The sequence below is a fragment of the Paenibacillus sp. J22FR21 genome, from assembly GCF_056269135.1.
In genome coordinates this window covers 273,605-286,773 of sequence record NZ_JBWDNJ010000006.1, presented here as the reverse complement: position 1 = coordinate 286,773, position 13,169 = coordinate 273,605, and the positions used below count along the sequence as shown (strand labels likewise).

The 13,169-nt window shown below is 53.1% G+C and carries 12 protein-coding genes; 11 read left to right on the top strand and 1 reads right to left on the bottom strand.

All coding sequences use genetic code 11. From position 1 onward, the window contains the following. Positions 1 to 230: 230 nt before the first annotated feature. From AC0YNS_RS22220 to AC0YNS_RS22195, 6 genes are all read left to right on the top strand, one after another. Entirely contained in the window at positions 231 to 1,061 is an 831-nt protein-coding gene (locus AC0YNS_RS22220) for an electron transfer flavoprotein subunit beta/FixA family protein (RefSeq protein ID WP_475783144.1), read from the top strand. Further along, complete coding sequence (locus AC0YNS_RS22215; protein ID WP_475783143.1) at positions 1,058 to 2,080, top strand: electron transfer flavoprotein subunit alpha/FixB family protein; 1,023 nt, start codon at positions 1,058 to 1,060, stop codon at positions 2,078 to 2,080. Before AC0YNS_RS22220 ends, AC0YNS_RS22215 begins: the two co-directional genes overlap by 4 nt. Further along, complete coding sequence (locus tag AC0YNS_RS22210) at positions 2,073 to 3,368, top strand: FAD-dependent oxidoreductase (RefSeq protein WP_475783142.1); 1,296 nt, start codon at positions 2,073 to 2,075, stop codon at positions 3,366 to 3,368. The genes AC0YNS_RS22215 and AC0YNS_RS22210 overlap by 8 nt, the downstream gene beginning before the upstream one ends. 1 nt (position 3,369) lies before the next feature. Beyond that, entirely contained in the window at positions 3,370 to 3,666 is a 297-nt protein-coding gene (locus tag AC0YNS_RS22205; protein ID WP_090980218.1) for a ferredoxin family protein, read from the top strand. Between the two features lie 5 nt (positions 3,667 to 3,671). Next, on the top strand, positions 3,672 to 3,827 hold the full coding sequence (locus tag AC0YNS_RS22200; protein ID WP_475783141.1) for a hypothetical protein: 156 nt from the start codon (positions 3,672 to 3,674) through the stop codon (positions 3,825 to 3,827). Between the two features lie 146 nt (positions 3,828 to 3,973). Then, positions 3,974 to 5,566 (top strand): sensor domain-containing diguanylate cyclase, encoded by a 1,593-nt coding sequence (locus AC0YNS_RS22195; RefSeq protein ID WP_475783140.1) that lies wholly within the window; start codon positions 3,974 to 3,976, stop codon positions 5,564 to 5,566. A gap of 844 nt (positions 5,567 to 6,410) precedes the next feature. Here AC0YNS_RS22195 and AC0YNS_RS22190 read toward each other — a convergent pair. Beyond that, complete coding sequence (locus AC0YNS_RS22190; protein WP_475783139.1) at positions 6,411 to 8,744, bottom strand: bifunctional diguanylate cyclase/phosphodiesterase; 2,334 nt, start codon at positions 8,742 to 8,744, stop codon at positions 6,411 to 6,413. A gap of 213 nt (positions 8,745 to 8,957) precedes the next feature. Here AC0YNS_RS22190 and add point away from each other — a divergent pair, with 213 nt between their 5' ends. The 5 genes from add to AC0YNS_RS22165 all read left to right on the top strand — a co-directional run bounded on the left by add (position 8,958) and on the right by AC0YNS_RS22165 (position 13,101). Beyond that, a complete protein-coding gene (gene add / locus AC0YNS_RS22185) occupies positions 8,958 to 9,983 on the top strand; it encodes an adenosine deaminase (protein WP_475783138.1) in 1,026 nt (341 codons plus the stop codon). 98 nt (positions 9,984 to 10,081) lie between these two features. Next, positions 10,082 to 11,176: a WD40/YVTN/BNR-like repeat-containing protein gene (locus tag AC0YNS_RS22180; RefSeq protein WP_475783137.1), complete on the top strand. Its 1,095-nt coding sequence runs from the start codon at positions 10,082 to 10,084 to the stop codon at positions 11,174 to 11,176. A gap of 5 nt (positions 11,177 to 11,181) precedes the next feature. Beyond that, complete coding sequence (locus AC0YNS_RS22175) at positions 11,182 to 11,457, top strand: MoaD/ThiS family protein (RefSeq protein ID WP_475783136.1); 276 nt, start codon at positions 11,182 to 11,184, stop codon at positions 11,455 to 11,457. 154 nt (positions 11,458 to 11,611) lie between these two features. Next, positions 11,612 to 12,601 carry a ThiF family adenylyltransferase gene (locus AC0YNS_RS22170; protein WP_475783323.1) on the top strand — a complete coding sequence of 330 codons (990 nt, stop codon included), beginning with the start codon at positions 11,612 to 11,614 and terminating at the stop codon, positions 12,599 to 12,601. Between the two features lie 299 nt (positions 12,602 to 12,900). Then, positions 12,901 to 13,101 (top strand): cold-shock protein, encoded by a 201-nt coding sequence (locus AC0YNS_RS22165; RefSeq protein ID WP_025337122.1) that lies wholly within the window; start codon positions 12,901 to 12,903, stop codon positions 13,099 to 13,101. Positions 13,102 to 13,169: the final 68 nt, after the last annotated feature.

Below are 13,169 nucleotides of genomic sequence, written 5' to 3'. Positions count from 1 at the left end.
AAGATTACAAGAAGTTATCGTGGCGCTTAGGGATTATCGCACAAAAAAAGAGACCTCCGGGAGAAGGCCGCAATGAAATTCATGCACATCATAGTTTATGTGGGATTGGATTGGCGTGCGTGGGTGTTTGAAAGGCTTGAACAATAATGTTCAAGCCTTTCCGCCGTGACAGGCATTTTCTGGGGCTGTCTCTTATATATTTTAGTATTTAGACGAGAGGTGCTGAAGGGATGCTTCATATTGTCGCCTGCATTAAGCAAGTGCCGGATACGAAAATCATCAAGATGAACCCCAAAACCAACACGATGGATCGTGCCAGCGCGCCGGCGATTCTGAATCCCTATGACGCGCATGCGGTTGAAGAAGCGGTTCGACTGAAGCAGCGTTACGGGGGAACGGTCTCGGTGCTCACCATGGGTCCGCCGCCGGCTGTCAAAGCGATTCGCAAATGCATCGAGATCGGCGCAGATGAGGGGTATATGATTTCCGACCGTGCTTTCGCCGGAGCGGACACGCTGGCCACGAGTTATGCCTTAACGAAAGCGCTTAACAAAATCGCCAAGGAAAAGCCGATTGACCTGATCATCTGCGGCAAAATGACAATCGACGGCGATACCGGCCAAGTGGGACCGGGCATCGCGCGGCGGCTCGACATTCCGCCGCTGACCTCGGTGAAGAAGATCGTCGAGATCGACAAGGAGAAAGGCATCGCGATTCTCCACCGGAAGCTGGAGGACGGCTACGAGGTGATCTCCTCGACGCTGCCTTGTCTGTTCTCTGTTGAGAAGGACATTAACGAGGTCCCTTACTCCACGATGCCGAACATGCTGCGAGCAGCCAGATACAACCCGTACATTTGGTCCGTTAATGAGCTGGAGGATGTGGATAAGGCGCAGCTTGGTCTTAAAGGCTCGCCGACGATCGTATCGTCGGTGTGGGCTCCGCAGAAGCCGCAGGGCGGACAGATGCTGGATGGCGCGGCAAGAGAGCAAGTCAGCCAGCTGCTGACCGTGCTGCTGGAGAAGAAGGAACTGTTCCAAGCGAGGGGGGAATCGTCATGAGCTTCGAGGATTACCGCGGCATCTGGGTGTTCATGGAGATCAAGGACGGTGCAATTGTACCCGTTGCGCGGGAGTTGCTTGGCGCTGGCAGGCAGTTGGCGGATAAACGCAAAACCGAGCTGGCCGGCGTTATTATTGGCGATGGGGTGAGCGCGCTTGCACAGGAAGCCATCTATTACGGCGCGGATCAAGTTTATGTCTACGACGCGCCGATTTTCAAGCATTACCGTACCGAAACGTACATGCAGGCGCTCCTCGCCTGTACGGAGAAATACAAGCCCGAGATTATCCTCTACGGCGCAACGTCGACGGGTAAGGACTTGGCAAGCGCTGTTGCCACAGACCTCCCGACAGGCCTTACCGCCGATACTACGCAGCTGGACGTGGAAGAGGACACAGGTCTTCTTCTCGCAAGCCGTCCCGCCTTCGGCGGCAACATCATGGCGACGATTCTATGCAAGAAATACCGGCCGCAAATGGCCACGGTAAGACCGAAGGTGGTACGGGCGCTACCGCGGGACACGACTCGAGAGGGTACGGTTATTGAGGAGTCCATCGAGCTTCACGAGGACGATGTCCGGACGAAGGTGCTCGAAATCGTGCGCAATACCGTGCAGACGGTACGGATCGACGAAGCGGATATTATCGTCGCCGGCGGCAAGGGGCTCGGCAGCCCGGCCGGATTCCAGCTCATCCACGAGTTCGCGGACGTTATCGGAGCTGCCGTAGGTGCGAGCCGGGATGTCGTCGAAGCCGGCTGGGTTGGCCATCATCATCAGGTCGGGCAGACCGGTGTGACGGTGACGCCTAAGATTTATTTTGCCATCGGAATTTCCGGGGCGATCCAACATATTGTGGGCATGCAGAATTCCGGACTCATTATTGCGATTAATAAAGATCCCGGCGCGCTGATCTTCCAATCCTGTCACTACGGCATCGTAGGTGATGCCTTCGAAATTGTGCCGCTGCTGATCGAGCAGTTCAAGCTTGCGCTTGGGAAGGAGAGTAACTATGCCTGAGAAGTTTGATTGTATCGTCGTAGGCGCAGGGCCTGCCGGAATTGCCTGCGCTTACGAGCTGGCGAAGGCAGGCGTGAAGGTGCTGCTGATTGAGAGGGGGGAGTATCCCGGCTCGAAGAACGTCATGGGCGGCGTGCTGTATCGGCAGATGATGGAGGATATCATTCCGGAATTCTATAAGGAAGCGCCGGTAGAGCGGCCCATCGTAGAGCAGCGCTTCATGATGATGGATAAAGAATCGGCTACGACGTTCGGTTATAAAGGGCTGGAATGGGCACGGGAACCCTATAACAATTTCACCGTACTGCGGGCCAAGTTTGACCAGTGGTTCGCGAGCAAAGCGGTGGAGCAAGGGGCGCTGCTCATCAATGAGACGGTCGTCCTCTCCTGCATTGTTGAGAACGGCAAAGTCGTAGGCGTTCAGACTGACCGCCCGGACGGCCAGCTCTATGCTGACGTTGTCGTGCTCGCCGATGGCGTGAATTCGCTGCTCGCCAAGTCGCTAGGCTTCCACAAAGAGTTTAGACCGGATGAAGTGGCGCTTGCGACGATGGAGATTTTGAAGCTGGATAAGAAGGTCATCGAGGACCGCTTTAACCTGGAGGAAGGACAGGGCTGCACGATTGAGCTGTTCGGGGATGCCACGAAGGGCATTCTCGGTACAGGGTTCCTCTACACGAATAAAGATACACTCAGCCTTGGCGTGGGCACGTTACTTTCGGGCATGATCAAGCATAAGCTAAAGCCTCATCACTTACTCGACTATGTCAAGAATCACCCCATGATCCGTCCGTTTGTGCAAGGCGCAGAGCCGCAGGAATATCTCGCCCATCTCATTCCCGAGGGTGGCTACCACTCCATGCCGAAGGTGGTCGGCAATGGCGTGCTCGTCGTTGGCGACGCGGCGCAGCTCGTTAACGCGATTCACCGCGAGGGCTCCAATATGGCGATGACGTCAGGACGTCTGGCCGCGGAGACGGTCGTGCTGGCCAAAGAAGCCGAGGATTTCTCGGAAGCCTTTCTCGAACATTACAAGTTGGCGCTGATGGGCAGCTTCGTTGGGAAGGATTTGAAGAAATACAAAGACTCCACGCATCATTTTGACAAGTTTCCGCAATTCTTCGAGCAGTACATTCCGATGATGAACCGTGCGGCCAGCCAAATGTTCACCGTAGACGGCACCTCCAAGCGGGAGAAACAGAAGAAGATATGGCGGGATATCGGCACGGCGAAAGAGAAGGTGAAAATCGCGCGGGATATGTACCGGGCCTGGAAGGTGATGAAGTGAAATGAGCGATCTGGCGAAAGGGCAGTCCATCGAGGAGAAGCAGTACCTCTTACGGTTCAATGCCGATACGAAGTCGCATTTGACCGTACTCGATGCCGAGGTGTGCATGTCGAGCTGTCCGGACAAAATCTGTACGATATTCTGTCCGGCAGAGGTGTACAAATGGGAGGAGATCCGCATGCATGTCGGCTATGAAGGCTGCCATGAATGCGGGAGCTGCCGCATCGGCTGTCCGCATCAGAACATCAAGTGGGAATATCCGAAAGGTGGTCACGGAATCGTTTTCAGACTGGGGTGATAACGATGTTCGAGGTCGGAGATTGCGTTGTGTTCTTGCTGGACGGCACGAGAGGTACGGTAATGGAAGCCGGAGAAGGCTTATACCACGTAGCTTGGGAGGATCAGTTCGTAAGCTGGGAGCGGGAAGAGCTGCTGGAGAAGGCTCAGCTTCGGTATTGAAAGCGTATACGTAAGTTTGGATGGAATGGACCGCTCTCCTGCCTATAGCAGGAAGCGGTTTTTTATTTCGTGAGTGCGCGCGGGATGCAGGAACTATGGCGATTTTTGTCGAATTATCTCTGATCAGCTTGAAAGGGGGCATGTGCATGCTCCGAGCAAAGGGATTTTCGATTCGAACCATGGTTAGCGTGCTCGTCGTTGCATCTGTACTGATTACACTGGGAATCAGCCTGTTGATCAGCTATCGCAACGAGAAGAACTCACTGATGACGATGAATTTCCAGCTTAATCATATGTATACGACTAAGATCAGCGAAACGGTCAATGAGCTGTTCGCTTCGATGAAGAAGAACCTCAAGTACAACGCCGAGCATATCGCGAAGGGCGGCCTGTATCGTCCTGATCTGGACGAGCAAGTGAAGCTTATTCAACAAACGAACCCGATGTACAAAGCGGTCGTTGTGGTCGACAAGACCGGTAAAGTGATCAGCATTGCGTCGGAAACCGATACAGGCCTTAAAGGCAGAACTATCGAAACGGATGGTGCGAAACAGGCGCTGAAGGAACGAAAGCCGCTCATTTCGGAGCCCTATATCAGTGCGGCTGATCAATTGATTATTATGGTGAGCCATCCGCTGTGGGGCGTTGACGGCGAATATTTGGGTTACATCGGCGGGACAATCCGTCTGCACGAGACCAATTTGCTGAATACGATTCTAGGGGATGCCGGACAGTCCGGCAATGGTACTTACGCATATGTGGTCAGTGCATCCGGGGCTATGCTGTATCATCCGGATAAGAGCCGTATTGGCGAGCGCGATATTGTCAATCCGATCTTTGCGGATATGCTGTCTGGGCACAGCGGTGTGAAACGGATCATTAACTCGCGTGGGGTCGATATGCTGGCAAGCTACACCTATATGAAGGAGACCGGGTGGGGCGTGGTCACGCAGACGCCGACTGACGTCATTCTAACGGCGTCGAAGCGTCCGATTCTTAAGGTTGCCCTGTATATGGCTCCGATTCTGGCAATCTTGCTGCTCGTTATCTATTGGCTGATCGGCAAAATGTCAGAGCCGCTGACGAAGCTTTCTACTTTCGCCTCTATGCTGTTGACCAATAAATCCGTGCGAGAGGAAGTCCCTCGCATTCATTCCTGGAACCGTGAAGCGAACGCGATGCACCGGGCATTCGTGCTGGCTGTCAAACAAATCCGCAGCAGATTCGATCATTTATCGCAGGAGGCACAGACGGATCCGCTCACCGGATTGTACAATCGGCGGACGATGGATCTCTACATCCGCACATGGATTGCGGAGGAGATGCCTTTTGTCATCATGATGCTGGATTTGGACCACTTTAAGCAGGTCAATGACACGTATGGCCATGAAATGGGTGATGAAGTATTGCGGTTTCTGGCTGCCAACATGCAAGCACAGTTCGAGGAGAACCATATTTGCTGCAGATATGGCGGGGAAGAATTTGTCGTGCTTCTGCCGGAAACGGGGCTTGGGACGGCGATGGTCTACGCGCAGAACCTGCGCGCCATCATGGAAGAAACGGACAGCCCCGTCGGAAGGCCTGTCACGCTGTCGATGGGCATCACGCGATATCCGGACACGGCGCAGGATGCAGCCGGCCTGTTCCGCGATGCGGACGAGGCGCTCTACCGCGCCAAGCACCTGGGCCGCAACCGCGTGGAGTTGGCGAATACCGCTGCTCCGGCGCATATGCTCTAGCCGCCGCGCATGGTAGGGCAGTAGCCAGCGGAATAGTAGCTCGCAGAGCAACACATCAGCGCGAAATTGGTGGAATGAGCGAAAGAGTGGTCCGTGGAGCAACAAATCGGAGCGAAGTTGGCGAAATGAGCGAAAGAGCAGCTCGCAGAGCAACACACAAGCGACGAAATTGGTGGAATGAGCGAAAGAGTGGTCCGTGGAGCAACACATCAGCGCGAAGCTGGAGAAAAGAGCGGAAGAGTGGCTCATGGAGCACATCGGAGCGAAGTTGGCGAAATGAGCGAAAGAGCAGCTCCTGGAGCAACACACCGCAAACGAGTCCATACAAAACAAAAAGGAGCAGCTCTCAGCCGAGAGCTGCTCCTTTTTCCAGTGCATCGAGAAGTAATAGTATGATCTAACGTCGGTTGGTTCGCCTCCAGATGCCACGAGAGCAAACGCTTTATGTTCTATACTTCTGCGATGAGCGCATGCTGTGTCGCATTCTAACTCTAACGGTTGTGACAGTGGTTATTTGACTTATATAGCCCCTTTTTAAACTGTAACGGTTGCCAGCGAGCTTATTTGAACGATTTCCACTGGGAATCGACCTATTTGCTGCAAATAACGTCTGTCACAACCGTTAGACTTTTCAAAAGGCTAATTTTTATAAAATAGCCACGCTGACAACCGTTAAAGTTTTGTTCGTGAACGCATAGACACCAAAGTGGCAGTCGAGACTACTTCGGCGGCATCCAAAAGAGCAGCTCTCAGCCGAGAGCTGCTCTTTCTACATCCCGCGCGCTACATCCCACACTCTACATCCCACACTCCACATCCCAGCGTCTACTTCATTTCTACTCTCCTACTGCTTCTCTGCTGTGAGCAGGCTATCCGGTGAGTGGCTGTTTAGGATACGAAGAACCGTATCTGCCTGCTGAGGCGGATAGTACAAGAAGCCTTGAATGTCATGGCAGTGGTTCTGCTGCAGGAAGAACAGTTGGTCCGTCGTTTCCACGCCTTCGGCGATGATGGTTAGGCCCAGATGACTGGCCATCAGCATGATCGCCAGAATGATAGCCTCATCCTTGGGTTCCTTGGAGATGCCGTTTACGAACGTGCGATCGATCTTGATTTTGTCGATGGGCAGTCGCTTCAGATAGCTTAGGGACGAATAATGCGTCCCGAAATCATCGATGGAAATCGTAATATTGAGATTGCGCAGCTCCTGTAAGATAGTCGCGTTCTCGTCCTGCATAGCCAGGTTCTCGGTGATTTCCAGCTCCAGATAAGCGGGATCAAGTCCGGTCTCGGCCAGAATCGACTTTATGAGCTCCGTAAGCTTGTTCCGCTGGTTGAATTGGCGAGCGGACAAGTTAACAGCGACCCGAATGGGCTCGGCGCCGGCGTCCTGCCACACCTTGCTCTGCGCGCATACCGTTCGCAGCACCCACTCCCCGATCGGTTCAATTAAGCCGCATTCTTCCGCTATGGGGATGAAGATGGACGGCGGAATATGTCCGCGCTTCGGATGATTCCAACGAATTAATGCCTCAAGCCCGATGATCTTCCTCGTCTTAATCTCCAGCTGCGGTTGGTAGTAAATCTCGAATTCATTGTGCTCCAGCGCGCGCCGCAGGCTGTTCTTGATATAAATCTTCTCCTGCACATCTGCATTCAGCGTATCGTCATAGATCCGGTAGTTGTTCTTGCCTTCTTCCTTTGCCCGGTACATCGCAGCATCCGCATACTTCATGAGCAGCTCCGCATCCTCGCTATGTTCAGGGAAGACCGTGACACCGATGCTTGCGGTCACATAATACTCCATTCCTTGCAGAACGAAAGGCTGCTGGAACAAGTTCACAACTTGCTGCGCCATTTGGTGTAGATGCGCCTGATCCTTCAGATATGGCAAAATAATCGTGAATTCGTCGCCGCCAATCCGCGAGAACGATTCCCCTTTGGTCAGCAGCATCGTCATCCGCTCGCCGACCTCTTTAAGCAGCAAATCGCCATAAGAATGGCCGAGCGTATCGTTAATGAGCTTGAATTGATCCAAATCGATGAAGAGCAGCGCGAAGCGGCGGTTCTTACTGCCGGCCATGAGGATGATTTCTTCGAGCCGTTCTTGGAAGAAAATCCGGTTGTTAAGCCCGGTTACCGTATCGCGATAAGCCATCTGGCGAAGTGTCCGCTCCGTGCCTTCCAGCAGCCGATATTGAGTGCGCAGCTCATCCTCGGTAGCAATGAGTTCCTCGTACGTTGATTCCAGCTGTTGATTGGTGTGCGTCAAATTATTCGTCCGCTCATTCACCATCACTTGCAGCTTATGTTTCTGAGTCAATTGAATATAAATTAAATAGATAAGCAGAATCAGGGCCAAGAGGAAAATCAGCTGAATAATCTGTACCTTCGTATCAATAGCATTTAACTTCGCTTTATTCGGAAGTGCGGCAATCTCCCAATTTCCTTCAGCCAGATAGACCTTCTCCAGCAGCGGAGACCGCTCGTAGAGGCTTGCGTCACCGTAGATCACGTTTTTGCCCGCTTTGACAGCCAGATCAATGCCCTTATTCACCTGCGTCAGCCCGGCCTCTTCCAGAATCGGCGGCACATCAAGTACGATGGAGACGAAACCCCAGAACTCACGTTGAACGAAGACCGCTTGTCTGGACAATAACCCGAGCCCGCCTTGTGTAAGCTCGAATGGACCGAAGATGGTTTTGACGTTCAGATGTTGGGTTCGCAGCGCATTCTCGCGGATATCAGGATTGGAATGTTTGAAGAGATTAAGCCCAATGACGTTCTCATTGCCTTGAAGAGGATAGACAAATTCGGCAATGCCGCCGGGATAGACGGACAAATTGCGAATGCCTTGGATAGGACCGATGAAACTTTTGGCGAAACTGTTAAAGTGGTTAGCATCGAGCTTATGCGAGTCCATCAGCGAGGTATCCACAAAAGCTTTAAGCCCGTCTGAGAGCAGCAGTCTGCGCTCAAGAGCCAGCGTTAGCGAGGAGGCATTTGCAGCCAACTCTACGGATGCGTCGTGATAGACTTCTTTATGCAGCCAGCGGCTGTAGGCGCTTGTAATCCACCAGAAGCAGCTGCCCAGAAGCAGCGCGCTGAGGAACAAGACGAACCAAGTCTTACGGGGAGTCGTGTATCTTAATTGCGAGTCAACATTTAGGTTATACAAGATGTAGAACTCCTCTCAAGCATATGAAGGGAAATAATAACCAGTCGTTATCAATTCGTCATGAATCGACAAATTCCTCCACTCTTCGGTATAATATGCTGTCTTCTTATTAAATCTCTGCCATAGGGCTACACTAGCAGCAACTATCGGCAGATCGTTACGATACCACCCGGGATGATCACTTATTTACATAGAGAAGGGATGAACAGCCGTATGAATAGATGGCATCAATTACCTAAGGTAGATCTTCATGTTCATCTGGACGGAAGTCTCTTGCCGGCCACCGTCCTTGATATCGCTGCAGCCGAAGGTATCGAACTGCCGGTAAACGATGCGGCAGGCCTGATTCCTTACATGCAGGTTGACGATGAGTGCCGCAGTTTGCCGGAGTACTTAAGCAAGTTTGGTTTCACGACCCGGTTCATGCAGTCAGGCGCTGCGCTGGAACGCGTGGCGTATGAAACGTTGGCGCAAGCCGCCTCGCACAATTGCCGCTACATCGAAGTCAGATTCGCGCCGCAGCTTCACAGACTTCGCGGGCTCCGACCGGAGGAAGCGATCCATCATGTGATTGAGGGCATGAAGCGCGCTGAGCAGCAGTTTGACATTAAGGGCCGGGCAATTGCGATCTGCATGCGCCATCATGGCCGTGAGGAAAATTTGGAAGTGATTGAAGCGGCCGCCCAATATGCCGGACGCGGTCTGGTCGCCGTTGATTTGGCGGGGGACGAGGCGTCATACCCGCCGGAGCTGTTCCGCGAAGTGTTTTCGCTTGCGCACAAGCGATCATTGCCTGTCACGATTCACGCCGGCGAAGCGGCAGGGGCTGAGAATGTCTATGAAGCCGTCAAGAACCTTGGTGCGTCGCGGATCGGTCACGGCGTCCGTCTGCGAGAGAATCCGGCCATTCTCCAAATGATGCTGGAGCAGCGCATTCCGCTTGAAATGTGCCCGGTCAGCAATATTCAGACAAAGGCTGTAGCAGATTGGGATGTCTATCCGATCCGCGATTATTTCGAGCAAGGGCTGATCGTCACGCTGAATACGGATAATCCGAGCGTCTCGGGCACGGACATTACGCGCGAATATCGCATTGTTTCGGAGAAGTTTGATTTTACGGATACGGAACTGGCATCAATCATTCGCAATGGCGTAAATGCAGCCTTCTTGGAGGACTCGGAGAAGAAGGCGCTGAAACAACGCGTCGACCAAGAGCTGCAGGAACTCGGGATAAAATAATGCGATCACTCGTTCGGTTGTTGGCAGGATTTTCAACTTTCTTCATCGAAGATTAAGGAGAAGGATTCAGCCAAAATGCCAAGGAGGAATTCGCTACAATGGGACAACGGGTTGTTTTGTTAATTGGGACGAATAAAGGGGTATTTCAATACACCTCGGATCTGGAACGGAAAGAATGGAAGCTGAGCGGACCTTTTCTTCCGGGCTGGGAAGTGTACAGCGTGCTTGGAGACAGCCGTCACGGCAATCGGATTTATGCCGGTACTTCGCATGCGGCTTACGGTGCTTCTATCCGCGTATCGGATGATTTCGGCGAAAGCTGGACGCAAGTGGAGAACGGCCCGTCTTACTCCCAAGAGAGCGGATTCTCCTTGAATCGAATATGGCAGCTCGTACCCGGGGCAGAGCCGGATACGCTGTATGCCGGGGCCGAGGAAGCGGGATTGTTCGTCAGCTATGATCGCGGCGTGAATTGGCGCGAGCTGAAAGGCTTGACGGAGCACCCAACCCGGCCAAACTGGTTCCCGGGTGCAGGAGGCATGTGCTTGCATACGATTATTATCGATCCGTCGAATAAGCATCGGATGTGGGTTGCCATGTCAGCGGTCGGCGTCTTCCGTTCCGAGGACGGCGGCGAAACTTGGAAAGCGTGCAACAATGGGCTTGCACGCGTACCTACGGGACAGCCTTCGGATGAAGTCGGCTACTGCATCCACAAAATGGTAATCGATCCGATGGATTCGAACACGCTCTACATGCAGGAGCACGGCGGCGTGTTCAAATCAACGGATGGCGGCGACAACTGGTTCGCGATCGAAGAAGGCTTAACCTTGAAAGGCGATGATGCGCCATTCGGCTTCCCGATCAGCGTCTCGCCGACAGGCGATCTGTTCCTTGTTCCGCTTGAGAGCAGCGAACAGCGCTCGATGAGAGGCGGCAAGCTGCTCGTTTACGGCATGGCTCCGGGCGAGAGCCGGTGGGAGCCGGTCGGCGATGTGATGCCTGATGAAGAGCGCCATGTCAGCGTGCTGCGTGACGCAATGGCCGTAGATTCGCTGGATCCGTACGGTCTTTATTTCGGCACGACATCCGGTGAAATCTTCTGCTCGACTGATCGCGGCGTAACATGGGACAGGCTGCCCGGACAGTTCTCCCGTATTCTGACGGTCAAACCTTGGATTATAGAGGAGTAATGCGCGTGCGTATTCAAGTATCCGTGCCGCTTCTGCTGAGCGACAGCACGAGGGGCAGATCTTCGTTCGAGCTAGAAGCGGGGACGCTTCAGGAAGCACTGCAGCTGCTGATCGAGGAATATCCACTGCTGAAAGTACATTTGTACACAGAGCAGGGCGAGGTGCGAAAGCATGTGCTGCTCTACTACAATGCCGATAACATTGCCTGGCTGGAGCGGCTTGATATCCCGCTTGCGGCAGGCGATAAGCTGCGCGTGCTGCAGGCTGTTTCCGGCGGGTAACCGGAGCGGTTGCGATAACTTATAAAACGGTATAGAGAGCCGCCTAGATCTGCTGCAATCCGGCATGAAGGGCGGCTTGATTTGCAAGAAGAGAGGTTGATGGGTCTTGAGTCTTGACGAACAATCCAATAACCGGGAGCGCTATTCTCGGCAAATGCTGTTCCCTCCAATCGGAGTGAGCGGGCAGCAGAAAATTGAGGCAGCAACCGTCGTTGTCGTTGGCATGGGGGCGCTCGGCACTGTCATCGCGAATCATATGGCAAGAGCCGGAGTCGGCACCTTGCGTATTATTGATCGTGACTATGTGGAGCGCAGCAATTTGCAGCGGCAGATGCTGTACGACGAGGACGATGTGCAGCAGGTCAGGCCGAAAGTGGTGGCTGCAGAGCGGAAGCTTGGGCTTATTAACGCGGACGTAGCTGTGGAGGCAATCGTCTCGCATGTGACTGCCGAGAATGCGGAGGAGCTGCTTGCAGGTGCGGATCTCGTGCTGGACGGCACGGATAACTTTCAAACCCGGCTGCTGCTCAATGATGTGTGCTTCAAGCGGGGAATCCCATTCATCTATGGCGGTGCCGTCAGTTCGCATGGCATGACGGCGGTGTTTATCCCCGGACAGACCTCTTGCCTGCGCTGCCTGCTCGGTGCCGGAGACAGCGGCGGGGACACCTGCGATACCGTCGGCGTCATCTCGCCGATTATTGATATCATTGCTTCCCTTCAAGCGGTAGAGGCGCTCAAGTTTATCGTCGGTGCGACCGGCGCGCAGCGGCAGGGCTTGCTGTCGCTGGAGATTTGGCAGCATCAGATTATGGATTTGAAGCTGCCGCCGGCAAGAGAGAGTTGTCCAACCTGCGGGTTGCGGCAATTCCCGTCCTTGCAGGCAAAGGATGGCGGCGGCCGGCCGGTAACGTTATGCGGTAGGGAGACCGTTCAAATAAGCGGCCCGCGACCGCTTGACTTGGAGCATATGGCTGTCAAGCTTGCGCGCTCCTGCGAGCTGCAGCGGAATCCGTATTTGCTCAAGGCGTCGCTTCCGGAAGGGGAGCGGCTTGTCCTGTTCGCAGATGGACGTGTGCTCGTGCAGGGAACGGAAGATCTCGATCGAGCGCAGTCGCTTTACGATCGGTATATCGGTTCGTAAAATTTTTGTAAATTTACGTATGGAAGAAGAAAGTGGCGGTCATAATAGCAGAGGGCAAGCGAAATAGCTTGCACTTTGCAGGTGACCAGGTGAAGACAACCTAAAGAAACAGTTAAGAAATGGAATCACGTTGCTTTTCGCATACAGATATGCTAATATGATTTTAGTGAGAAAAGACCTGAATTCACATATTGAAAAGGGTTGTCATAAAGCGAGATGGTACCTTTTTCAATGTGTGATTTTTTTATTTGCTAAACGAATAAAAAGTACATGTTAATTTAATTTTGGAGGTTTTCCTAATGCAAACAGGAACAGTTAAATGGTTTAACGCAGAGAAAGGTTTCGGCTTCATCGAAGTTGAAGGCGGCAACGATGTATTCGTACACTTCTCCGCAATCGTAGGCGAAGGCTTCAAGTCCCTTGACGAAGGCCAACGCGTTGAGTTCAACGTTGTTCAAGGCAACCGTGGACCACAAGCAGAAAACGTTGTAAAACTGTAGTTTTATAGCGAACAACAACAAACTGCCCTTAACGAAAGTTGAGGGCAGTTTTTTTATAATTCCGGGAG